The following is a 21,234-nucleotide window of genomic DNA, read 5'->3' as shown; positions in this document are numbered from 1 at the left end:
TCATGCCGCGCATGTCCACATGGTCGCGCTATTTGCCGATCCTCGACTGGGGCCGCGCCTATTCCGGCGCTGACGCGCTGAGCGATCTGGCGGCGGCAATCATTGTGACGATCATGTTGATCCCGCAATCGCTGGCCTACGCCATGCTGGCGGGCCTGCCGCCCGAGGCGGGGCTCTACGCTTCAATCGTGCCGATCCTGCTTTACAGCATCTTCGGGACCAGCCGGACATTGGCGGTCGGCCCCGTGGCCGTCGTCTCGCTGATGACGGCGGCGGCCTTGGCCGATGTCACCGCTACGATGGATGTGGGCTACGCCGCCGCCGCCTTGACCCTGGCGGGGCTTTCGGGTGCGATCCTGCTGGCGATGGGGGTCTTGCGGCTGGGGTTCGTTGCGAACTTCCTGTCCCATCCCGTGATCTCCGGCTTCATCACCGCGTCAGGTCTGCTGATCGCGGTCAGCCAGCTGAAGCATCTGATGGGTGTCGAGGCGCAGGGACATAACCTGGTCGAGCTACTGGGCGCGCTGGTCGCGCATGTGCCGCAGACGAACCCGCTGACGCTTGCCATCGGGGCAGGGGCACTGGCCTTCCTGTTTTGGGTCCGCACCGGTTTGCGACCGACGTTGATGCGCCTCGGGCTGCGCCGCGGGGCGGCGGAGTTTCTGGCGAAGGCGGGCCCGGTCGCGGCCATCTTGGTGACGACGCTTCTGGTCTGGCAACTCGCGCTGGCACAATCGGGCGTCGCAATCGTGGGCGAGGTCCCGCGAAGCTTGCCGCCCTTCACCGTGCCGGACTTGTCGCTGGAGCTGCTCGGGGCCCTGCTGATGCCCGCGACGCTGATCGCGATCATCGGCTTTGTCGAGTCGATCTCCGTGGCGCAAACGCTTGCCACCAAGCGGCGGCAACGCATCGACCCGGATCAAGAGCTGATCGGCCTGGGCGCCGCCAATATCGGCGCGTCGCTGACCGGGGGCTTTCCGGTAACCGGGGGCTTCTCACGATCCGTGGTGAACTTCGACGCGGGCGCGAGAACACCCGCCGCCGGGGCCTTCACCGCCATCGGCCTGGCCATCGCCGCGCTGTTTCTGACGCCGCTGATCTACTTCCTGCCCAAGGCGACGCTGGCGGCGACGATCATCGTGGCGGTGCTGTCTTTGGTCGACTTCAATACCCTGCGCCACGCGTGGACATATTCCAAACGCGACTTCGGCGCGGTCGCGGTGACGATCCTTCTAACGCTGGGATTTGGGGTCGAGATCGGTGTGACCGCGGGTGTCGTCCTGTCGGTCCTGCTGTTTCTCTACGACACGTCGCGGCCCCATGTGGCCGAGGTGGGCCTGGTTCCGGGGACAGAGCATTTCCGCAATATCCTGCGCCATCAGGTGGTCACCGATCCGACCGTCCTGACCCTGCGCATCGACCAAAGCCTGTATTTCGCCAATGCGCGGTTTCTCGAGGATTACATCTATAACCGGGTCATCGATGACCCGAAGCTGAAGCATGTGGTCCTGATGTGTTCGGCCGTGAACGAGATCGACATGAGCGCGCTCGAGACGCTGGAGATGATCAATATTCGCCTTGGCGAGCTGGGGTTGGATCTGTCCCTGTCCGAGGTGAAGGGACCGGTGATGGACCGCCTCCAGCGGGCAGAGCTTCTGAGCCATCTGACCGGCTCGGTCTACCTGTCCCAATTCGCGGCCTACCGGGCGCTTGCGCCCCGCGCGGACACGCAGTCAGCTCTGGCTGCGCAGGACAGAGCGGATAAACTTTGCGGCTGAGCGGTAATGGCTTGGCCCCGCCGCTTCGGCCCAGCGTCCAGTGGTCCAGGCGTTGTTGGCCCCCTTCATCGGGCCGCCGTAGAGTTCCGCATCGGACAAGTCAGAGAGAAACTGGATAAGCTGGTCGTGGCGCTCCTGCAGAAGCGCGCTGGCAGCGGCCCAATCCAGCTGAGCCTGCCTCTTTCGAAGATCGGCATTGTAGCGCTTGAGATCGTTCCACTTGTAGCCTTCCGCGGGAAAGAACACCTGCTTCCCGGCCAGACCGTCCCTGTACCAGCCAAAGAACAGCGCGATCCAATGGGCGCGGTGGCCGATCACGTCCTTGATCGACACATCGTCCAGATGCAGCTTCGACTGCGCCGGGCTTAACGGCGCAATCAGGGCGTGCAGCTTGGCATATTCCTTCTCTGCCAAAGCGATAAGGTCGGATTTGTTCGTGCAGGCCATGCGGGCGTCCGTGCTCTAGTGCGCGAACAAGACCGGCAGGTCCGTCTGCTCCAACAGGCTGCGGGTGGTGCCGCCCAGAACCGTCTGGATCATGCGCGCGTGGCCGTAGGCCCCCATGACAACAAGATCGGCACCGAATTCCTTGGCGCGATCCTGAATGGCCTGCCCGATCTCGCGCCCGCCGCTCGGGAATTGCGACACGGTGACCTTGCAGCCGTGATGGCTGAGCCATTTCGCCACGTCGGTGCCCGGGTCCGGTCCATCGCGCGCTTCGGACATCACCGGATCGAAACAGGCGATGACGACCTCTTCGGCTTCCTTCAGGTAAGGCATCGCCGCGTGCACAGCCGCAGACGCGGCTAGACTGCTGTTCCACGCGACAAACACACGCCCGGCGCGCTGAGCGGCCGACCCGTTCATGCGGAAGCCGATGGGCGAATGGAACAGGACCCCCGCAACCGCCTCGCGCAGGATTTCGGGCTCGTCGCGCAGGCTAGCGGCGAAGAACGCCTCGTCACTGATCCGGGCCAGCCGCGCCACGTGGTGTTTGACGTCCAGGGTCATGCTCAGAGCGGAATGAACCGCGCTCGAAACCTCGCTCTTGGCGAGCAGGCCCTCGATCTCATTGACTCGGTCCGCCTGCGCCTTCTGGGCGTCGGCCATCGTCTCGTTCCAATTGTCGGGGATGCTCATCCCGCCATAGGGTGACATGCCGTAGGAATAAAGCGGCAGGGCAGGGGCCTGACCGAGCAGCAGGCAGACCAGATGCGTGTTGTCTCCTGCTGCCGCCTCTGCGGCTTCGGTGATCTGCGCGTCCGGGGTCTGAGCGTTCAAAACGAAGAGTATGCTACGGCTTTGCATTGCGGTGATCCTTCGACAAGTCGTCCAGCCGACAGGCCGGACCAGTGAACCTCAGAATGTCACATCGTGCGCGCCGTCAAATGACACAGGTCAAAACGGCAGCTGTTTTTGGTGGGCAATATGCCCTCAATGGGTAGCATGCGGACGGCAGGAACATGGAGTTCAAGGATTACTACAAGGTGCTGGGCGTCGCGCGGGACGCGGGCGCGGACGAGATCAAGAAAGCGTTCCGCAAGGCGGCGCGGAAATACCACCCCGACATCAACGCGGGCCCTGAGGCCGAGGCGAAGTTCAAGGATGTGAACGAAGCCTATGAAGTGCTGAAAGACCCGGAGCGGCGCGCGGCCTACGACCAGCTTGGCCAAGAGCCGCCGCGCGGGCAGGGCAGCTACCAGCCGCCCCCGGGCTGGGACAGCGGTTTCTCTTTTTCGCAGGGTGGGCCACAAGGCGATGAGGCGTTCAGCGACTTCTTCGAGACGCTTTTTCGCCGTGGGGCCGGGCCGATGGGCGGCAGCGGGGCTGGTCGAGGCCGCGACAGCCATGCCCGCATCGAGATTGCGATCGAGGACGCCTACACCGGCGCAAAGCGCACGCTGAGCCTGCGCAGCCCGGTTCTTGGCCCCGATGGAAGCGTGACGCTGCAGGACCGCACCATTGCCGTGACGATCCCCAAGGGTATCTCCGAAGGGCAGCACATCCGGCTGGCGGGTCAGGGCGCGCCGGGCGGGGGTGCGGTTGGCGATCTGTTCCTGGAGGTGAGCTTCGCGCCGCACCCGATCTATCGCCCCGATGGCAAGGACCTGTTCCTTGATCTGCCGATCACACCGTGGGAGGCGGCCTTGGGCGGGCATGTCACCATGCCGACCCCGGACGGCAAGGTTGATCTGCGCATTCCGAAGAACGCGCGCACCGGCCAAAAGCTGCGTCTGAAGGGCAAAGGTCTGCCGGGGCAGCCCAAGGGCGACATTTATGCTACCCTGAAAATCGTTAATCCAAAAGCGGACACGCCAGAGGCCCGGGCCTTCTTCGAGAAGATGGCAAAAGAGATGCCCTTCGATCCGCGCACTCATCTAGGAGGTTAAACCATGAAAAAGTCGACCTTGCGTAGTGAAGTTATGGATGCACTCAGCTTGCAGGACCTCTGCCGCTTTTGTGACGCGGACGAGGCCTGGGTCATCGAATTGGTGGAGCACGGGGTCATCGATCCCATCGGGCGGAGCAGCCGGAACTGGCGCTTTGTGGGCACAAGCATCGTGCGCGCCAAGAAGGCGCGCCGCCTGAACCGCGATCTTGGGGTGAATACGGCGGGTGTCGCGCTTGTTCTGGACCTGTTGGAGCAACGCGACGCCGCGCGTCGCCAGTTGGCGCGCTACCAGATGCCGGAATAGGGGCGCTATTTCTTCAACCGCTGCTTGTATTTGCGGTACAGTCGATGGTTCATCTTGATGAACTGCGACAGGCCGCGGCCCAATAGACCGGCAGCGTTGCGGCGCAGGTAGAAGAAACCGGTAGCACTTGCGATGAGTCCGCCGAGCGCGTTCACGATCAGATCGCCCATCGTGTCGTCCAGCCCGGATTTCTGCATGTTCAGCCCGAAGGACTGGTCCATCGTGAACTCGAACACCTCCCAGATCGCGCCCACGGTCATGGCGACACAGAAGCTGATGAAGGCCATCGCCGATGGCGGAGCCGCGAAGCGGTCGCCCTCGAACAGCATGAAAACGAAGAGAAACCCGGTCAGACCGAACCCCACCGCGGACAGGCCGTGCAAGGCAATATCCCACCACCAGAGGCGCTCGTAGAAATCAAACGCCTCGCCCAAAAAGATCGAGGCGAAGAAGAACAGCGTCGTCGACAACAAGAAAGGCAGGGGCAATTTCAGCGACCATCGCGCGGCCAGCAAGGGCGGGACGAGCGACAAAAGAAGCGTGGCAAAGCTGACAAAAGCCAGCGACCATCGGGCCAGCGCGAGGGCTACCAGTGCCGTGCCCAGAAGCATCGCCCAGATCACCAGCATCGTGCCATTGCTTTCGCGGATCAGCCTCATCGCCTCACTTCTTCCGGTCTGTCGTTACATCCTGCCATGAAGGTCCCTATATCTGATATATGCAACACTCCCGGATACGTCTTGCCAGCTACAATATCCGCAAAGCGCGCGGGCTTGACCAGAAGCGCAAGCCGGGGCGCACGCTGGACGTAATCAACGCCTTGGGCGCCGATGTCGTGGTGCTGCAAGAGGCGGACAAGCGGCTCGGGCAACGGCCAACGGCCGTGCCGCGCAAGATGATCGAGGCGGAGACCGATTTCGATCTGGTCGAAGTCGCGCGCAACGGCGTCAGCATCGGATGGCACGGCAATGCGGTTCTGGTGCGGCGCGGGATCGGCGTGCGCAGCATCGATCCCTTGGATCTGCCGGGGCTGGAGCCCCGCGGGGCCGTTCGGCTTACGCTTGATGTGGGTGCCGGACTGACCGTGGTTGCGGCGCATCTGGGCCTGCGCCGGCGCGACAGGCTTGCCCAGCTTGACGCTCTGAACACGGCGACCAGCGCGGACGCGCATTGCGTGATTGCCGGCGATTTCAACGAGTGGTCCGACACAAAAGGGTTCGAGCCCCTGGCCGCACGGTTCGAGACGCACACGCCGGGGCGGTCCTTCCACGCCCGGCGGCCCATCGCGGCGCTGGACCGGTTTGCCCTGTCGCGCGACGTGGCGCTGCACAATGCGGGTGTCGACCAGAGCGCGCTGGCGCGTGTGGCGTCGGACCATCTGCCGATCTGGTCCGACATTTCGGTGCCTGCCGCTACTTGCTGAAGAGCACGGGCAGTTTCTGATCGCGCAAAAGCTCGTAGGTCGTGGCCCCCAGCACGAAATCATAGGTGCGGGAATGGCCGAAGGCGCCCGTGACGATCAGGTCTGCCCCCTTCTCGAAGGCTACTGATTGCAAGGTCTCTGCGATGCTGTCGCCCATCGGATCACGATGCTCCAGCGTGACGTTCAGGCCGTGCCGCGCGAACATCTCCGTCACGTCGATGGCGTCGGAATCCTTAAGCGTATCCTGATGGGTCTTTCCGACCCGCAGCACCGTCAGGGCCGCGCTGTCATCGGCGAGACCCAGCATGTCATGGGCGGCACGGGCCGCTTCGCGTGTCTCGCTCCATCCTAGCAGGATATTCGAGCCGACCTTCGGGCCGTCGTAGTCGAGCGGCACCACGATCACGGGACGTCCACTGTTGCGGATCACCTGGGTTTGCGCGTTGCGCTGGTCGTAGCGGTCGCTGTTCCTGTCCTCGTGGGCCATGATCACCAGATCGGCCGCCCGCGCGCTTTCGATCATGCGCTCGCTGGCGGATTGCGCCTCGGTGCGGACCAGGCGGAACTCGCTGACGAAATCCTCATGCCCGGTGTGTTTCTCGAACACGCCCTTGATGGTCTCTGCTTCGACCTTCTGGCTTTGATTGATGGCCGCGAAGGCCGAGTCCGGCAGATGCATCGCGATGCCCGGATACACGACCAGCGCCTCGACCGTGTGCAGGCCAATGAGATGCGCCCCATGTTTGCGTGCCAGCGGGACCGCAACCTTGAGAAGCGTGTCCGAGTGGTCCGGCGTCGTCAGGCAAACCAGTATCGTCTTGAGGGCCATGGGTCTGTTCCTTTGAATGAGGATCAACCGGGGCGCAGGGCCGCGCCCCGGCGGCGCTTACGCTTTCTTGATTTCGATCTTCTGCACGGCGGCCTTCGCGTTGGACGGCTTTGCGATCGTGAGCTTCAGGATGCCGTCGGCGAAGTCGGCCTTCACCGCGCCGTCTTCGGGCGCAAAACCAAGCGGGATGTGGCGGCGGAAGCTGCCATAGCGGCGCTCTATCAGGTGATAGCTGTCTTCCTGCTCTTCGTGATCGGCGCTCTTTTCGCCCTTCAGAACCAGCGTCTCGCCCGAGACGGTCACGTCCAGATCGTCCTCTTTGACGCCCGGCACCTCCGCGCTGATCTCCAGGGCGTCGTCGGTCTCGACCATGTCGATGGCGGGGAAAGAGGGACCTGCGAATACGGATCGCGCGTCGTCGTCAAGCATGGGAAAGTTGGATTTGAATTGGTCGAGAAGGCGGTTCATCTCCTTCTGCAGCGAAGGAAACAAGGCGGTCTCGCCGCCGGGCCTGCGGTTTTGTGGAAGCGTTTGCCGTGACATCTGCAGTCTCCTTTTGAAAGTAGCCGACACGGGTCGTGTCCTCCGATCCTTAGCAAGCTGCGGTCCGCATCCGATTGATCCCGATCAATCGAATCCATGCGATCTCGCCTATGCCCTTGGGGCTAACCAGAGTTCCCATGGAAGGACCGAAGATGTCTGTATTTCCGAAACTCATCACTGTAATTGCCGTTCTCGCCCTGCCACAGATTGCCGCTGCCGAGACCATTCAGACGCAAAATGGCGGTGATACGTTCTACACCGGCGGACTTGTCAGCCAGTCGATTGATACGAAGGGCGACACGTTCGTTACCGCGCGCTCGGCCCGCGTCGACGGCGCGACCTCGGGTGATATGCACTTGTCCGGGTTCGACGTGTCGGTCGATGTCGATGTGGCGCAGGACCTTTATGCCATGGGCGCAACCGTAGTCATCCGCGGCACCGTGGCCGAAGATCTGTCGGTCATGGCCTTCTCCGCGCGGACCGAAAGTGGCGCGCGTATCGGCGGCAACGCGCGGCTGATGGGCAACTCGGTCGATGTCGAGGGTCCGGTCGGCGGCGCGCTTTCTGTCATCGGCCGGGACGTGGTTCTGAATGCCCAGATCGCGGGGGATGTCCGCGTCATGGCGAAGTCGCTGTCCTTCGGGCCCGACGCGACCATTGCGGGGTCACTGACCTATAGCAGCGAGACCAAGATCGACGTTCCAACGCGCGTGATGCCCGCAGACCGCGTGACGTTTGAGAAAATCTCCGGCAGCAAGGTCTTCGAGGAATGGGAGCAGGTCGGGCGGGACATGCCCGCCTTGCCCACCTTCGCGTCGATGATGTTCGGCTTTATGGTTACATTGCTGTTCTTCCTTGTTCTGGGTGCGCTGATGCTGGGCTTCATGCCGAACCGCTTGTCGCGGATGCGCCGCAGCATCGCCGCAGCCCCGGGGCAGACGCTTTTGTTGGGCGTGATCGGGCTTTCGGTGCTGTTCGGCATGGTGCCGATCACCGGGCTGACCATCGTCGGGCTGCCGTTCGTGCCGTTTGCCTTGCTCGCCATCGTGGTGGCGTGGACGCTTGGCTACGCGTTGGGGGCCTACAGCGTCGCCATGCGGCTATGGATCGGGATGGGCGGCGCGGATGATCCCAGCAAGATCGCGCGGCTGATGATCCTGGCGGCGGCCATCGTGTTTGTCGCCCTTCTGAACTTCATCCCCTTCGTGGGCTGGGTGGCGAATTACACGCTTGTGCTTCTGGGCATTGGCGCGATGACCCGCTTCGCGTTCGAGGCCATGATTGGCGACACGGACGTCGCGCTCGACGTGGACATGAAGCCCATTGAAGACTGACCCACAGGAAAGGAGAGACGCCATGACAGCGCAGGATCTGGAAGTGATCGACCACAGCGTGCACTTGACCCATGAGTGGATCAACGAGCTGGCCGGGCGGCTTGACTGGTACTCGAAGCGCTCGGTCCTGCGCCTGATGCGGGTGACCCTGCACCACATCCGCGACCACCTTCTGGTGGACGAGCTGGCGCAGCTGTCGGCGCAGCTGCCGGTGATGATCCGCGGCTTCTTCTTTGAAGGCTGGGTGCCGAAGGCCACGCCGATCAAGGAACGGCGGGCGGACGATTTCATCGCCTATATCGACCAGCACATGGGCGAGACGACCGAGTACCGGGGCCGCGAGGATATCACATGCGTGTTCGCTCTGCTGAACGCGCGGATCAGCCGGGGGGAGGTCGAAGACATCCGCGCCAGCCTGCCGGAGGCCATTCGGGATCTGTGGCCCGACCCCTAGACAGACGAAAGCCACGCAGAAGCTGCGTGGCCTTCGAAGTCATAGGCAGGGTTCAGTCGCTGCTGCCCTCTGCGAGGTTCAGCAACGCTTCGGGGCGCTGAATGATCACCGTGTGGATGCTGTCGATCGCGATGATCTGGCTCTTGCGCAACTGGGTCAGCGTCCGGCTCACGGTCTCCGTCGTCAGGCCGAGGAAATCGGCAATGTCGGACCGGCTCATCGGCAATTTGACCTGCCGGTAGGCGCCAAGGTTCTCGCCCACGCGCTCGGACAGCACACACAGGAACGAGGCCACCTTTTCAGTCGCGGATTTGCGCCCCAGCATCATGAAATGGTCCTGCATCGCGCTGATCTCGCGCAAAGCCGCCTGCAAAAGCGCCGTGTGCAGCTTGGGATCGCCTTCGCCGTTTTCCAGATGCGCCCGCCGGAAGGGCTGAAGGCGCACATCAGTCAGGGCTTCGCAATCCGTGTGGTGCAGCCCGGCGGCGGGAAAGCCCACGGTGTCGCCAGGAAGGCCGAAGGCAATGACCTGTCGGCGACCATCCGCCAACAGCCGGGTCAGGCGCAGCACGCCGCTGGTGACCTGATAGAGCCATTCGACCTCATCGCCCTCAAAATACAGGTATGCACCGGGTTTCAGGCGCGTTTCGGTGGCTTGGTAGGTGCTGGATGCAAGGGGGGCGACGGGCAGTTTGGGGCGTACTTCGCAGGGGGACGTGACATACATTTTGGGCAGACCTCCGGTTTGAGTTGAGGTCACCTTGATCCGGCTGCGTAATCTGAATTACCGTGCTCCCAGGTCCTTTTGTATCATTTTGTAACGCGTCGGCCGGTCCGGCCGGCCACAATGTGACGGGCGAGCACGAGAAATGAGACCCGGATGAAAGATCGCACGATCCTTGTCGTCGAGGACGATCCAAAGATCAGAGCTCTCTTGCGCAATGTGCTTGAGGACGAAGGCGCGCAGGTGCTGGAAGCCAAGAGCGCCGCCGAAGTGATGCGGATCGTCGAGGAGAAACCTGTCAATCTGATCACCCTCGATCTGCATCTAGGTGCGGATAATGGCGTCGATATCGCGCGCCAGGTCCGCGGTGTCTCGCAGGTGCCGATCATCATGGTGACCGGCAAGGATGACGTGATCGACCGCGTTGTCGGGCTGGAGGTCGGGGCCGATGACTACATCACTAAGCCCTTCCATGTGCGCGAGGTTATCGCCCGCATCCGAAGTGTGCTGCGCAGATCGGGCGCAGCCGCGCCGGAGGCCGCGACGGACGGCGATGGGCAGGGGAGCGTCTGTTTCAGCTTCGACGGGCTGACGGCCTTTCCCGACAAGCTGGAACTCATCGACCGCGACAATACGATCAGTGATCTGACCAGTGGCGATTTCAAGTTGCTGACCGTGTTTCTCAACCGGCCCAAGCGGGCACTGTCGCGCGATCAGCTGATGGATCTGACCGGCGGCACGGAATGGAGCCCGCTGGATCGCACCATCGACAACCAGGTGGCCCGCCTGCGCAAAAAGATCGAGCGTGACCCGTCAAATCCCAAACTCATCAAGACCGTGCGCGGGATCGGCTATACCTTTGCCTGTGATGTCAAAACCCTTCAGCCGTCCGACACCCCGGCCAAGAGCGCCTGAAGCCGCCGCGCCAGCTCGGACTGACGGTAGGGTTTGTGCAGAATGTCGAACGGCACGTCATGGGACAGCGCGCCGGTGACCACGTCGCTGGCATAACCCGATGTCAGCAAGACCTTGATCGCCGGAAACTCCCGCACGATTTTTGTGGCAAGGTCGTAGCCATTCAATGCGCCCGGCATCACCAGATCAGAGAACACCACATCGACCTGAACGCCATTCTGAAGCATCTCATAGGCCTGATCGGCGGTCTCCGCCTCCAGCGTCTCAAAGCCCAGATCGCGAATGCGCTCAAGCGAAAGCTTACGCACACGCGCATTGTCTTCGACGATCAGGATCGTCTCGCCGTTGCCTGTTGGCGGGGCCGGGCGATCTTTCGCGTCGCCCTCCGCCCAATTCCTTGATGGCTCATGCTCGACCGCCGGGAAATACAGCCCAAAGCTCGTCCCCATGCCCAGCTCGCTGTAAAGGGTGACGTGGCCGCCGGACTGCCGCACGAAGCCATACACCATTGCCAGCCCCAGCCCGGTTCCGCCGCTTTCGGCCTTTGTCGTAAAGAACGGCTCGAACGCGCGGCGCTGCGCCTCGAGGTTCATGCCCGCGCCGTTGTCGCTGACCGACAGCCGCACGTAATCGCCGGGCTCGATATCGGTCTCTTGGGCCATATAGGTGTCGTCGATTGTCACATTGGCGACGGAGACCAAAAGCTCGCCACCCGCCCCCATGGCGTCGCGCGCATTAAGCGCGAGGTTCATCAGTGCGGACTGAAGCTGCACGGGATCAACCATTACCGGATCAAGCTCCTCCGCGAAGTCGGTCTTGATGTGATATGTGGCCCCGATGGTCCGTTTCAGCAGGGCGAGCGTGTTTGAACACAGCTCCCGCAGATCGGACTTCACCGGCTTGAGGTTGCTCTGTCGCGCGAACACCATCAGCCGTGTGGTCAGGTCCGCGCCCATCTCCGCGGTCTCCAGCGCGTCCTTGATCAGCGGCAGCTGGCGATCATCAGCGCCGCGCATCTCCAGCAGCTCGAGATTGCCGACGATCACCGTCAGCAGGTTATTGAAATCATGCGCAATACCACCCGTCAGCGCGCCGATCGCGTCGAGCCGCTGCGAGCGCGCCAACGCGTCCTCGGTTGCCTTTCGGTTGGTCAGATCGTGCAAGATGCCGATAAAGATGCGGGTGCCGCCGACCTGAGAGTGCCCGACCGACAAGTGCAGCGGGAAGATCGAGCCGTCCTTGCGCTGGCCTTCAACGTCGCGCCCGATGCCGATGATCCGCTTCTCGCCGGTTTCGACATGGTGGGCCATGAAGCCGTCATGCAGCCGGGCCAGCGCCTGGGGCATCAGCATGTTGACGCTTTGGCCGACCATCTCGTCGGTGTCGAACTGGAACATGCGCGCGGCGGCGGCATTGGCCCGCAGGATCGTGCCCGACTGATCGGACACGATCATGGCGTCCACCGCCGCCTCCATGATGGCGTGCAGGATGGCGCTGTCCGTTGCGGTATCGACCATGGCTGATGTCCCTCCGGGCTGACCCTGCCAAATGCCCCCGCGTCGGCGCAAGGCGGAAATGGTGTGTGCCTTGGTGCCGCTACCGGCCCGCGGTCTGCCGGATCAGGTCCTGGGCCTCGGCCTTGGTGTTGAGGCAATGGGTCAGATCGGACAAGGTGATTACGCCCTTCAGGCTGTGATCCGTCACGACCATGAACTTGCGATCGCCGGTGTCGCCGATCCGGGCCAGAAGATCCGGCACCGGGGTCTCAGGCGACACGATCGCGGTGTCCTGCAGGCCGACATACACATCGCCGACGCGGGTGTTGGCCCAGTTTTCACGGTCAATTCCCGACAGGACGGACTGGTCGATATGGCCCAGAAGCACTTTTCCTTCGATGACCGGCACGAAGCTGATCCGATGGCGCAGCATGATCTGGTTGACGAAATTGGACAGGGTCATCTCCGGCCCGACCGTGATCGGATCGCGGGTCATCAAGGCCGCCACGGTTTGTCCCTCGAACACCGATTTCGCAAGCTGCGCGGCGTAGGCCGCCCGGGCGGCCATCAAGACGAAACCACCGATCATCACCTGCCACAGGCCAGAGACGACGGCGCCCTGAAACAAGGACGCGACGCCAAGCGCCATCAGGCAATACCCCACAACGGTGCCAGAGCGCGCCGCCGTGCGGGTCGCCGCCAGCACGTCGCCGGATCGGTGCCACAGATACGCCCGCAGCACGCGACCCCCGTCGAGCGGGAAGGCGGGAACCATATTGAACACGGCCAGCACCAGATTGATCACCGCCAGATAAGACAGCACCGACACCGTACTGGGCGCGATCCCCAACAGGCTGGCCGCATCGGCAAGAGCCCAGAACCCGAAGGCCAGCACAAACGACATCAGCGGGCCCGCAATGGCGATCCACAGCTCCGTCATGCCGGAGCTCGGCTCATCCTCCAGCTCTGCCACGCCGCCGAACAAAAACAGGGTGATCGACTTGATCGGCACACCCAGAGAGCGCGCCACGACCGAATGCGCCAATTCATGCAGCAGCAAGGATCCAAACAGCCCCAGCATCGCCGCCACTGCCATCGCAAGGTAGGCGCTTGCGGAATGGCCGGGCAGCGCGTCCGGGAAATACTGCTGAGACAAGCTCCAGGTGACCAGCGCCGCGATGATCAGCCAGCTTGGGTCGATCTTTATATCGAAACCGTTGATCGAGAAAAGCTTTACGGAGTTTGCGAACATGAGTGTATCCACCTTTGCGCCCAGCTTATCCGCCTCTGCGCGGGTGCGATTGACCTGCCTCAAATACCCTCAGCCGGGATGGAACAAGCCCCCGACGCCGTAGGCCAGAAGCGCCGCCGTGCCGCCGATCAAAAGCGTCTCCGCGCCGGATCGCCACCATTTCGCCAGCGACCAGCGGCTCTTGCCCGCGCCGATCAGAAAGAAGGTCAGCAGCGTGGCATAAACCGACAGCGCGAACGGATTTGGCAATCCGAAGACAAAAGGCACCAAAGGCACCGCGCCCGCCATCAGGAAGGCCGCGAATGTCGCGAGTGCGGCGCGGAGCGGCTTCGGGTCGTCCCGCGTCAGACCGTATTCATCGGTCAGCATCAAGCCGATCCAATTGTCTTTGTTCTGGGCGATCGCCTCGGTCGCCTGCTCCAGCACAGGGCCGGACAGGCCGCGCATCGAAAGGATCTGCCGCAGCTCTTCGCGCTCGCCGTCAGGATGGGTGGCGATGTGGCGTTCCTCGATCTGGATGATGCGCCTGCGGTCGTCCAGCTCGGCCTTGGTGCCGGAATAGTTGCTCGCCGCCATAGAAAACCCATCGGCCAGAATGTTGGCCAGACCAAGCGCCACGATAATACTGTGCGACAGCCCCGCACCTTCGACGCCTGCGACGATGGCAAAGGTCGTAACCGCCCCATCAATGCCGCCGTAAATCATATCCTTCAGCGGGCTGTAGGGCTGGCCGCCCGACAGGCGTCGGGTGATCTCTTCTGGGCTGTGCCCGTGTTCAATGCTCATGGCGCGAAAATAGCGGCAGGGCACGGGGCCCAATTGAGCGAAGTCAAAGCGCGAAAGCGCATTCCAGCTATGCCGTGGCGATGGACGTTCCCTCTACCACACTCTTTCAGAGCCTGATCGTCTTCGCCGCCTGCGCCCTTTCTGTCTGGATCGCAGGGGCGCGGCTGGCCTATCTCGCCGATGCACTGGCGGACCGCTACAAGCTGGCGAAGTCCCTGGTGGGGCTGCTTTTACTGTCTCTGGCGACGTCATTGCCCGAAGTGGCCACGACGCTCAGCGCCGCCGCGCAGCAAGCGCGCGATCTCGTTTTGAACAACCTTTTCGGCGGCATCGCGCTGCAGACCGCAATTCTGGCGATGTCGGATTTCTGGTCGCGTGGCCCGATCACGAACTACCCCCGCAAGGCCAACCACGCTTTGGAGGCGACGCTGCTGGTGCTGCTGCTCTCGGTGACCCTGATCATCACCAATCTTGGCGAGACCTTCGTGGTGGCGGGCGTCGGTCTGGGCAGCGTAGCCATCGCGGTGATCTATGGCGGCGCGATCTGGCTGCTGCGCCGCTACGATGACAGCAGCGACTGGGTGCCGGTCGATCTGCCCGACCCGGACCCGCTGGCCTTTCCCGCGCCCACAGGGCTCGGCCGTTCTGGCAATGCCGCGTTGATCTGGCAGGCTGGTGCCGCCTGCCTTGCCATTTTGGTGTTCGGATTGCTGCTGGTGCTGTTTGCGCAGCGGATTGCGGACCAATCGGGGTTGGGCACCGGGTTCATCGGCGTCACGCTTCTGGCCGCCGCGACCTCCTTGCCCGAGCTTACCACCAGCATCGCCGCCGTGCGCATCGGGGCCTATACGATGGCGATCTCCAATATCTTCGGCAGCAATCTGATCATGCTGGTGCTCGTCTTCCCGGCGGACATTCTGTTTCGGGCCGGGCCGATCCTGCAGGATACATCACGGACCGTCAGCCTCGCCTTGGCCTTCGGGCTGGCGGTGACGGCGATCTATCTCACGGGCCTGATCGTTCGCCGCAAGCCACGCCTGGGAGAGTTCGGGCTGGATTCCATACTGGTCCTCTTGACCTTCCTAGGCAGCCTCGGCGCCTATTACGTCGCGCGGTAGCGGGGCCGGGCGCAGGGCTTTCAGGACCTCCGGCGCCACGAGGATCGGCAGCGCAAAGGCACCGATGAACATCCATTCATTCAAGCCGATGGGAACCGTATGCAGCAACACCTGCAAGGGCGGCCAGTAGACCGCCAGCACCTGCGCGCCAAGCGTCACGACCAACGCGCCCAGCAGAAACGGATTGCTGAACCAGCCGATGCGCCAACAGGTCAGGTGCAGCGACCGGAACGCGAAGACGCTGACCTTCTCGAAGACGACCATGGCGGTGAAGGCCGTGGTGCGGGCAAGCTCGACGCCCTGATCCATCAGATGGAAAAAGATCCAAAGACTGGCGAGCCCGGTATAGCTGCCCAGCACCAGGATGGTCACAATCCCGCTTACCCCGAGGATCGGAGTTTCCTTGTCCCGCGGCGGCGCCTGCATCTGGTCCGGTTCGGATTTCTCCAGCCCCAGTGCGACGGCGGTGACGCCATCGGTCACGAGGTTCATCCAGAGGATCTGCGTGGCCAGAAAGACCAACGGGCCGCCAACGGCGATGTTGATCACCAGCGCGATGACCTCGCCCGCGTTCGAGGACAAAAGGTAGCGCACGAATTTCTGCACATTGGCGAATTGCCGCCGCCCCTCGCCAATGGCGCGCACGATGGTGGCGAAGTTGTCGTCGAGAAGCACCAGATCGGACGCATCCCGCGCCACATCCGTGCCCCTGATCCCCATGGACACACCGATATCGGCCTGCTTCAGGGCAGGGGCGTCGTTCACACCGTCGCCGGTCATCGCCACGATCTGCCCCTGCGCCTGAAGCGCCGAGACGATACGCATCTTCTGTTCGGGCTTGGTGCGCGCGAACAGGATGTCGCCCTGCAGAACCGCCTCCAGCTGTGCCTCGTCCAGCGCATCAAGCTCCGCACCGGTCAATTGCTGCGTGATACTCAGCGAAAGCTGCCCGGCGATCGCCTTGGCGGTGATCGGGCTGTCGCCGGTGATCATTACGACCCGGATGCCCGCGGACCTTGCCATCGCAATCGCATCGCGCACTTCGGCGCGCGGCGGATCGATGAGCCCGACCAGCCCGAGAAAGGTCATGTCTTTCTCTGAAATCTGGTGATCGGTCGCGGAGCGGCTCGCAAACCCCATGACCCGCAGCCCTTTTTCGGCCAGCTGCGTATAGGCGTCTTCGACGCTGCCGCGCTCCGTATCCGTGAGCGGGCGGATGCCGTCCTGCGTCATGATGTGGGTGCAGACCTCCAGCACCCGCTCCGGGGCACCTTTGGTCAGGATTTCGGCGGTGGTTTCGGATTGATACAGCACCGACATCCGCTTGCGCGCGCTGCTGAAGGGAAGCTCCGCCAGCAGATTGCGCTCCTCTGGCAGGTCGCACCAACCCTTGTAGCCCAGCGTGATCAGCGCCCCTTCGGTCGGCGCGCCGACCATGTGCCACGTGTCTCCGTCGCGCGTGAGATGCGCGTGGCTACAATAAAGCCCGGTCTTCAGCACCGCCCCGAGAACCGCGTCGTCTGCAGCCCGCACCCGCTGGCCCTGCCACGCGATGTGCCCGGCGGGATCGTACCCGGTGCCGGTCACCTCATACTGGCGATCAAGGGTCCAGATCCGCGTCGCCGTCATCTTGTTCTCGGTGAGCGTGCCGGTCTTGTCCGTGCAGATCACCGACGCGGCGCCCAGCGTCTCTACCGCTTGCAGCCGCCGGGCCAGTGCGTTCTGGCGCACCATCGCGGTGGCACCGAGCGCCAGCGTGATTGTCACGACGGCGGGCAGTCCTTCGGGGACCATGGCGACCGACAGGGACAGCCCGGTCATCACCATCTCATTCAGATCTCGCCCCAAAAGAATACCCAGCCCCGCAACGCCCGCCGCCACCAGAAGCGCGGCGATCCCGAGCTGGCGCGCAAGATGACCCAGCTTGTTTTGCAGATTGGTTGTCTTGGTCCCGACTGACCCGGTGAGATGCGCGATCTTGCCAAACTCGGTCGCCGCACCCGTCGCCGTCACCTGCGCCTCGGCACGGCCTGATGTGACGGAGGTGCCTGCGAAAACCTCCATCTCTTCTTCCTTGGCAATCGGCACGGATTCCCCGGTCAGAACGCTCTCGTCGACCGAAAGCTCCGCCGCGCGGCGCAGGGTGGCATCGGCGGAGATCTTGGTGCCCGGTGCGAGGATCAGGATGTCGCCTGGCACAATGTCTCTGGCCGCGATCACCTGTTCGCGCCCGTCGCGCAACACAAGCGCCTGGGGCGACAGCATCTCGCGCAGGGCGCTCAGTGCGGTTTCGGCCTTCCATTCCTGAACGAACCCGAGGCCTGCGTTCAGCAGCACGACCAAACCGATCGTCAGCGCATCGATCCGTTCGCCAAGGGCAAGCGCCACGGCGGCGGCGATGATTAAGATTAGGACAAGAAAGCTGGAGAACTGGCGCAGCAACACGCGCAGCGGCCCGGCCTGTTTGGCCTTGGGCAGCTCGTTCCAGCCATGCGTGCGGCGCGCGGCTGCGACATCAGTGGCCGTCAGGCCCGTTTGGAGACTTGTGTCAGCCATGGTGCACCTTATGCGCGAGGGGTTCATCTGCAGATATCAGCGACTGGCGGCACGAGGGATTGAGCCATGTCAAAGACAGCCCTGTCACGTGATTTATCATCCGCGCATATCAGCACACACCGGAGGACCAGAGATGGCAGAGAAGTCAACGAGCGCGGACACATCAAAGGCCAAAGATGCGTCCATCAACGCGGCCGCCCAGCTACAGGAGGCCGGGCTTGGCAACATACTGGGGGTGGGCACCGCCTGGATCGAGGCGGTCAGTGACATGAGCGCCGAATTGGCCCACTTCGTGGCCGAGCGGATCAAGGAGGACGTGAAAACCCAGCACGAAATCCTGCATTGCCGGAACGTGACCGACTTGCAGCATATTCAGGCGGATTTCATCCAGAAAGCGATTGATCAGTATCAGGCGGAGACCGGCAAGCTCATCGAGATGGGCAGCGACGCTTTTGCACCTAAAAAGGCTGACTAGCCCAAGACATAGCGACCCGGCGCGGCATCCAGAGTGACATCTGGGGCCGCGATTTTCACTTTTGCGCTGCTGTGGCGCTTGAGCCATTCCGCCCAGTGGGGCCACCACGACCCGTCCTGCGGGGCATGACGGTCGAACCATGCGGGCGCCGTGACATGCCCGTCGCCCTCCGATTTGTGACCGCAGCGGAAATGCCTGCCCTTGTGGCCCGGCTCCGACAGGATCCCGCCGTTATGCCCGCCATTCGTCAGAACAAAGGTCACATCCGTGTCGGTCAACAGCGCCAACCGGTAGACCGAGGTCCAGGGCGAGACATGATCCTGCTCGGTCGCGACGCAGTAGATATCGGGCCGAATGTCGCTCAGCGCGACGGCTTTCCCGTCCACCTTGAAGCGACCCTTCGCCAGATCGTTCTTCAGAAACAGCTGCCGCAGGTATTCCGTGTGCATGCGCGCGGGCATCCGCGTCGCGTCGGCATTCCAGGCCAGCAACGGGTTGTCCGGGGTCCGTTCGCCCAGCAGATAATGGCGGACCACACGGCTCCAGATCAGGTCGTTGGAGCGCAGCAGCTGGAACGCCCCCGCCATCTGATCGGCCTTCAGATATCCGCGCGTTGCCATGATATCCTCGAGAAACGCGACCTGGCTTTCGTTGATGAATAGCCCCAGCTCGCCGGGCTCGGAGAAGTCGACCTGCGCGGCCAGAAGACTGACGCTGGCAAGGCAGTCATCCCCGTCACGCGCCATCGCGGCAGACGCAATCGACAGCAGCGTCCCGCCCAGGCAATAGCCCGCCGCGTGCAGCTTGCGGTGCCCGCTTTGCTTGATGTGCTGGACCGCCGCGCGCACGCCTAGGTCTATGTAGTCCTGAATGGACAGCTCCGCGTCCGATGCGTCGGGGTTTTTCCACGACAGGATGAAAACCTCGAACCCCTGATCGCGCAGGTAGGCTACCAGCGAGCGTTGGGCCGTCAGATCGAGGATGTAGAACTTCATGATCCAGGCGGGCACGATCAGGATCGGCTCTGGATGGACCTTGGCCGTGGTGGGGCGATACCGGATCAGCTCCACCAGCTTGTTGCGCATCACCACGTCGCCGGGCGTGGGCGCCAGATCGGTGCCGACCGCATAACGATGCGATGTGCGCGGCTTCCGCGCCAGCAGGCGGTTGAAATCCTCGATCCAGTAGCGCGCGCCGCGCAGCAGGTTCATCCCGCGTTCTTCCCGCGTGCGGTCGCGGACCTGCGGGTTGGTGGCGGCATAATTGGCGGGCGAAAGCATATCGAGCCACTGGCGGGCCGCGAAATTGACAATGTTGGCGTGTTTCGGATCGACTCCATGCACATCGGTCGTCGCCGCATCCCACCAGTCCTGCGCCGCCAGAAAGCCCTGCGCCATGACATTGAACGGGTACGCGCGCCACGCGGGATCGGCGAACCGCGGGTCTGTCTGATCGTCGGCGTCCGGGCGATCCAACGCGCGCTTCATCAGCTCGGCCTGCTTTTCCGGAGAGCCGATCAGATGCAGCCACCAATCCATGTAAGCCGTCGCCAGCGCAGCCGGGGAGAGCCCGCCGGTCAGCTGGCCCAAAGCCGCATGCCATTGCGCATCAAGGCCGGGTGAGGCGTTGCCATCCTTTCTCATATCGAAGACCTTTCGATCAGGGATACTCCGCTCGATATCTCGTCGCTTGGGTGGGTCACGACCTGTTCACCGGGGGTCAGACCGCTCAGGATTTCGACCATCCGGTCATTGCGCTGACCAATCGTCACGATCCGCTGCTCGGCCAAGCCATCCTCCGCGACGAAGACCGCCCAGTCCTCTCCGACGCGGAACAGGGCACTGAGGGGGATCTGCAGCGCATCTTCCGCGCCCCACTCCACAATGCGCAGAAAGACCGAGAATCCATCGCTCAGGTTGGGCCGCGCGCCCGCGGGCGTGACCAGCTCGAAATAGGCATCGACCCGCTGCTCCTCGATCCCAAGCGCGGAGACCTTGGTGCGGGCTTTCGGGTCGATCCGGTCCAGCCTCGCCTGCAACACCTCGGAGCCGCCCCAGCGTTCGACATAGGCCAATGCGCCGGGGCGCAGGCGCACCGCATCATTGGACAAGATGTCCGCGACCAGCTCCAGCTTGGTGGGATCGCCGATGCTGACCAGCGGCGCGCCGATCGCGACGGGCCGCTCGCTGATCGCGGCGACCGACAGGACAACCCCATCGCTGGGCGCCTTCAGCTCGATGCAGCAGCTTTCGGCGGCTTCCTCCGTCCGGTCGGGCTGAAGCAGCGTCGCCCGGGCACGCTCGATCGCGCCATCGGCCATCTCAAGCCGCGCCTTGGCGGCCTCGATGCTTGCGCGCGCGACTGCGAGCCGCTGCGTGTCGTCCTCCAGCCGCGTCATCGACGCGACGCCGCGGGTGACCAGCGCCTGTGTTCGGTCAAACTGCGATTGCGCGAAGCGGGCCGTTTCTTCGGCCTGCTTCAGGTCGGCCTGGGCTACATGGCGCGAGGCGAGCGCTTCGTGCAGCGCCGCCTCCGCCTGCAATTGCGAGCGCGCATCCAGCAGCGCCGAGGAGGCGGGCCGCACAACCGCGACGACCGTCTCGCCCGCCCGCACCGAATCCCCTTCGGCGACCGGAGAGCGCAGGGCGGTGCCAGAGATCGGCGCTGCGACCTCGAACAGATCGCGCACCTGGCTGTGGCCATCGGCGTTGATCGTCACCTCCATCGGGCCCTGCGTGACCAAGGCCAGATCGACGGGCACGGGATCGGTGCGGAAGCTGACATAGGAAAGCCCTGCCAGAATGGCTACGCCAAGGCCGGACAGAACAAGCGTGCGGGTCGAATAGGACATCGTA

At 63.3% G+C, this 21,234-nt stretch carries 21 protein-coding genes; 9 read left to right on the top strand and 12 right to left on the bottom strand.

The window, feature by feature from the left end:
* The first annotated feature begins 11 nt into the window (after nucleotides 1-11).
* Nucleotides 12-1,778: a SulP family inorganic anion transporter gene (locus tag C8N43_RS19185; protein ID WP_425437103.1), complete on the top strand. Its 1,767-nt coding sequence runs from the start codon at nucleotides 12-14 to the stop codon at nucleotides 1,776-1,778.
* Here C8N43_RS19185 and C8N43_RS19180 read toward each other — a convergent pair.
* Together C8N43_RS19180 and C8N43_RS19175 are read right to left on the bottom strand one after the other, a co-directional pair.
* The gene (locus tag C8N43_RS19180) at nucleotides 1,734-2,225 is read right to left on the bottom strand and encodes a ClbS/DfsB family four-helix bundle protein (RefSeq protein ID WP_107847529.1); all 492 of its coding nucleotides are present in this window, start codon (nucleotides 2,223-2,225) and stop codon (nucleotides 1,734-1,736) included. The two genes, C8N43_RS19185 and C8N43_RS19180, sit on opposite strands and share 45 nt — an antisense overlap.
* A gap of 15 nt (nucleotides 2,226-2,240) precedes the next feature.
* On the bottom strand, nucleotides 2,241-3,086 hold the full coding sequence (locus tag C8N43_RS19175) for a universal stress protein (RefSeq protein WP_107847527.1): 846 nt from the start codon (nucleotides 3,084-3,086) through the stop codon (nucleotides 2,241-2,243).
* Between the two features lie 155 nt (nucleotides 3,087-3,241).
* Between C8N43_RS19175 and C8N43_RS19170 the strand changes: the two genes are divergently transcribed.
* Both C8N43_RS19170 and C8N43_RS19165 read left to right on the top strand, forming a co-directional pair.
* Nucleotides 3,242-4,168, top strand: a complete 927-nt coding sequence (locus C8N43_RS19170; protein ID WP_107847525.1) for a DnaJ C-terminal domain-containing protein — start codon at nucleotides 3,242-3,244, stop codon at nucleotides 4,166-4,168.
* Nucleotides 4,169-4,171: 3 nt separating this feature from the next.
* The gene (locus C8N43_RS19165; RefSeq protein ID WP_107847522.1) at nucleotides 4,172-4,474 is read left to right on the top strand and encodes a chaperone modulator CbpM; all 303 of its coding nucleotides are present in this window, start codon (nucleotides 4,172-4,174) and stop codon (nucleotides 4,472-4,474) included.
* 5 nt (nucleotides 4,475-4,479) lie between these two features.
* On the opposite strand, the gene C8N43_RS19160 is transcribed toward C8N43_RS19165, so the two are convergent.
* On the bottom strand, nucleotides 4,480-5,133 hold the full coding sequence (locus C8N43_RS19160) for a DUF2238 domain-containing protein (protein WP_245913101.1): 654 nt from the start codon (nucleotides 5,131-5,133) through the stop codon (nucleotides 4,480-4,482).
* A 59-nt stretch (nucleotides 5,134-5,192) separates the two neighbouring features.
* On the opposite strand from C8N43_RS19160, the gene C8N43_RS19155 reads away from it, so the two are divergent.
* Nucleotides 5,193-5,897, top strand: a complete 705-nt coding sequence (locus C8N43_RS19155; protein WP_107847520.1) for an endonuclease/exonuclease/phosphatase family protein — start codon at nucleotides 5,193-5,195, stop codon at nucleotides 5,895-5,897.
* Here the strand turns inward: C8N43_RS19155 and C8N43_RS19150 are convergent.
* The gene (locus C8N43_RS19150) at nucleotides 5,887-6,726 is read right to left on the bottom strand and encodes a universal stress protein (protein ID WP_107847518.1); all 840 of its coding nucleotides are present in this window, start codon (nucleotides 6,724-6,726) and stop codon (nucleotides 5,887-5,889) included. The two genes, C8N43_RS19155 and C8N43_RS19150, sit on opposite strands and share 11 nt — an antisense overlap.
* Before the next feature lie 57 nt (nucleotides 6,727-6,783).
* Nucleotides 6,784-7,269, bottom strand: a complete 486-nt coding sequence (locus C8N43_RS19145) for an Hsp20/alpha crystallin family protein (RefSeq protein ID WP_107847516.1) — start codon at nucleotides 7,267-7,269, stop codon at nucleotides 6,784-6,786.
* A gap of 152 nt (nucleotides 7,270-7,421) precedes the next feature.
* Here C8N43_RS19145 and C8N43_RS19140 point away from each other — a divergent pair, with 152 nt between their 5' ends.
* The gene (locus tag C8N43_RS19140) at nucleotides 7,422-8,603 is read left to right on the top strand and encodes a DUF8173 domain-containing protein (RefSeq protein ID WP_107847514.1); all 1,182 of its coding nucleotides are present in this window, start codon (nucleotides 7,422-7,424) and stop codon (nucleotides 8,601-8,603) included.
* 22 nt (nucleotides 8,604-8,625) lie between these two features.
* Nucleotides 8,626-9,057, top strand: a complete 432-nt coding sequence (locus C8N43_RS19135) for a DUF2267 domain-containing protein (RefSeq protein ID WP_107847512.1) — start codon at nucleotides 8,626-8,628, stop codon at nucleotides 9,055-9,057.
* 52 nt (nucleotides 9,058-9,109) lie between these two features.
* Here the strand turns inward: C8N43_RS19135 and C8N43_RS19130 are convergent, their stop codons facing one another.
* Nucleotides 9,110-9,784 (bottom strand): helix-turn-helix domain-containing protein, encoded by a 675-nt coding sequence (locus C8N43_RS19130; protein WP_107847509.1) that lies wholly within the window; start codon nucleotides 9,782-9,784, stop codon nucleotides 9,110-9,112.
* Between the two features lie 153 nt (nucleotides 9,785-9,937).
* Between C8N43_RS19130 and C8N43_RS19125 the strand changes: the two genes are divergently transcribed.
* On the top strand, nucleotides 9,938-10,696 hold the full coding sequence (locus tag C8N43_RS19125) for a response regulator (RefSeq protein WP_107847507.1): 759 nt from the start codon (nucleotides 9,938-9,940) through the stop codon (nucleotides 10,694-10,696).
* On the opposite strand, the gene C8N43_RS19120 is transcribed toward C8N43_RS19125, so the two are convergent.
* From C8N43_RS19120 to C8N43_RS19110, 3 genes are all read right to left on the bottom strand, one after another.
* Nucleotides 10,663-12,213: a PAS domain S-box protein gene (locus tag C8N43_RS19120; protein ID WP_107847505.1), complete on the bottom strand. Its 1,551-nt coding sequence runs from the start codon at nucleotides 12,211-12,213 to the stop codon at nucleotides 10,663-10,665. The two genes, C8N43_RS19125 and C8N43_RS19120, sit on opposite strands and share 34 nt — an antisense overlap.
* A gap of 79 nt (nucleotides 12,214-12,292) precedes the next feature.
* Nucleotides 12,293-13,444, bottom strand: coding sequence for a site-2 protease family protein (locus tag C8N43_RS19115; RefSeq protein WP_107847504.1), 1,152 nt, complete (start codon nucleotides 13,442-13,444; stop codon nucleotides 12,293-12,295).
* 69 nt (nucleotides 13,445-13,513) lie between these two features.
* Entirely contained in the window at nucleotides 13,514-14,230 is a 717-nt protein-coding gene (locus C8N43_RS19110) for a VIT1/CCC1 transporter family protein (protein ID WP_107847617.1), read from the bottom strand.
* 80 nt (nucleotides 14,231-14,310) lie between these two features.
* Between C8N43_RS19110 and C8N43_RS19105 the strand changes: the two genes are divergently transcribed.
* On the top strand, nucleotides 14,311-15,348 hold the full coding sequence (locus C8N43_RS19105) for a sodium:calcium antiporter (protein ID WP_107847502.1): 1,038 nt from the start codon (nucleotides 14,311-14,313) through the stop codon (nucleotides 15,346-15,348).
* On the opposite strand, the gene C8N43_RS19100 is transcribed toward C8N43_RS19105, so the two are convergent.
* Nucleotides 15,313-17,904 (bottom strand): cation-translocating P-type ATPase, encoded by a 2,592-nt coding sequence (locus tag C8N43_RS19100; RefSeq protein ID WP_107847500.1) that lies wholly within the window; start codon nucleotides 17,902-17,904, stop codon nucleotides 15,313-15,315. The genes C8N43_RS19105 and C8N43_RS19100 overlap by 36 nt on opposite strands.
* A 133-nt stretch (nucleotides 17,905-18,037) precedes the next feature.
* Here C8N43_RS19100 and C8N43_RS19095 point away from each other — a divergent pair, with 133 nt between their 5' ends.
* Nucleotides 18,038-18,379, top strand: a complete 342-nt coding sequence (locus C8N43_RS19095) for a phasin family protein (RefSeq protein ID WP_158270031.1) — start codon at nucleotides 18,038-18,040, stop codon at nucleotides 18,377-18,379.
* On the opposite strand, the gene C8N43_RS19090 is transcribed toward C8N43_RS19095, so the two are convergent.
* Both C8N43_RS19090 and C8N43_RS19085 read right to left on the bottom strand, forming a co-directional pair.
* Nucleotides 18,376-20,022, bottom strand: a complete 1,647-nt coding sequence (locus tag C8N43_RS19090; protein ID WP_107847496.1) for a PHA/PHB synthase family protein — start codon at nucleotides 20,020-20,022, stop codon at nucleotides 18,376-18,378. The genes C8N43_RS19095 and C8N43_RS19090 overlap by 4 nt on opposite strands.
* Nucleotides 20,019-21,230, bottom strand: a complete 1,212-nt coding sequence (locus C8N43_RS19085; RefSeq protein ID WP_107847494.1) for an efflux RND transporter periplasmic adaptor subunit — start codon at nucleotides 21,228-21,230, stop codon at nucleotides 20,019-20,021. Before C8N43_RS19085 ends, C8N43_RS19090 begins: the two co-directional genes overlap by 4 nt.
* Between the last annotated feature and the right edge of the window lie 4 nt (nucleotides 21,231-21,234).

It is taken from the genome of Litoreibacter ponti (assembly GCF_003054285.1).
Classification (GTDB): Bacteria; Pseudomonadota; Alphaproteobacteria; order Rhodobacterales; family Rhodobacteraceae; genus Litoreibacter; species Litoreibacter ponti.
The sequence above is the reverse complement of the archived record's forward strand: the minus strand, read 5'-3'. Positions and strand labels throughout refer to the sequence as shown.

Excerpts from the sequence above, each read along its gene's own strand:
- C8N43_RS19185 (WP_425437103.1), top strand. The coding sequence starts at position 12 with ATGTCCACATGGTCGCGCTATTTGCCGATCCTCGACTGGGGCCGCGCC.
- C8N43_RS19180 (WP_107847529.1), bottom strand. The coding sequence starts at position 2,225 with ATGGCCTGCACGAACAAATCCGACCTTATCGCTTTGGCAGAGAAGGAA.
- C8N43_RS19175 (WP_107847527.1), bottom strand. The coding sequence starts at position 3,086 with ATGCAAAGCCGTAGCATACTCTTCGTTTTGAACGCTCAGACCCCGGAC.
- C8N43_RS19170 (WP_107847525.1), top strand. The coding sequence starts at position 3,242 with ATGGAGTTCAAGGATTACTACAAGGTGCTGGGCGTCGCGCGGGACGCG.
- C8N43_RS19165 (WP_107847522.1), top strand. The coding sequence starts at position 4,172 with ATGAAAAAGTCGACCTTGCGTAGTGAAGTTATGGATGCACTCAGCTTG.
- C8N43_RS19160 (WP_245913101.1), bottom strand. The coding sequence starts at position 5,133 with ATGAGGCTGATCCGCGAAAGCAATGGCACGATGCTGGTGATCTGGGCG.
- C8N43_RS19155 (WP_107847520.1), top strand. The coding sequence starts at position 5,193 with ATGCAACACTCCCGGATACGTCTTGCCAGCTACAATATCCGCAAAGCG.
- C8N43_RS19150 (WP_107847518.1), bottom strand. The coding sequence starts at position 6,726 with ATGGCCCTCAAGACGATACTGGTTTGCCTGACGACGCCGGACCACTCG.
- C8N43_RS19145 (WP_107847516.1), bottom strand. The coding sequence starts at position 7,269 with ATGTCACGGCAAACGCTTCCACAAAACCGCAGGCCCGGCGGCGAGACC.
- C8N43_RS19140 (WP_107847514.1), top strand. The coding sequence starts at position 7,422 with ATGTCTGTATTTCCGAAACTCATCACTGTAATTGCCGTTCTCGCCCTG.
- C8N43_RS19135 (WP_107847512.1), top strand. The coding sequence starts at position 8,626 with ATGACAGCGCAGGATCTGGAAGTGATCGACCACAGCGTGCACTTGACC.
- C8N43_RS19130 (WP_107847509.1), bottom strand. The coding sequence starts at position 9,784 with ATGTATGTCACGTCCCCCTGCGAAGTACGCCCCAAACTGCCCGTCGCC.
- C8N43_RS19125 (WP_107847507.1), top strand. The coding sequence starts at position 9,938 with ATGAAAGATCGCACGATCCTTGTCGTCGAGGACGATCCAAAGATCAGA.
- C8N43_RS19120 (WP_107847505.1), bottom strand. The coding sequence starts at position 12,213 with ATGGTCGATACCGCAACGGACAGCGCCATCCTGCACGCCATCATGGAG.
- C8N43_RS19115 (WP_107847504.1), bottom strand. The coding sequence starts at position 13,444 with ATGTTCGCAAACTCCGTAAAGCTTTTCTCGATCAACGGTTTCGATATA.
- C8N43_RS19110 (WP_107847617.1), bottom strand. The coding sequence starts at position 14,230 with ATGAGCATTGAACACGGGCACAGCCCAGAAGAGATCACCCGACGCCTG.
- C8N43_RS19105 (WP_107847502.1), top strand. The coding sequence starts at position 14,311 with ATGGACGTTCCCTCTACCACACTCTTTCAGAGCCTGATCGTCTTCGCC.
- C8N43_RS19100 (WP_107847500.1), bottom strand. The coding sequence starts at position 17,904 with ATGGCTGACACAAGTCTCCAAACGGGCCTGACGGCCACTGATGTCGCA.
- C8N43_RS19095 (WP_158270031.1), top strand. The coding sequence starts at position 18,038 with ATGGCAGAGAAGTCAACGAGCGCGGACACATCAAAGGCCAAAGATGCG.
- C8N43_RS19090 (WP_107847496.1), bottom strand. The coding sequence starts at position 20,022 with ATGAGAAAGGATGGCAACGCCTCACCCGGCCTTGATGCGCAATGGCAT.
- C8N43_RS19085 (WP_107847494.1), bottom strand. The coding sequence starts at position 21,230 with ATGTCCTATTCGACCCGCACGCTTGTTCTGTCCGGCCTTGGCGTAGCC.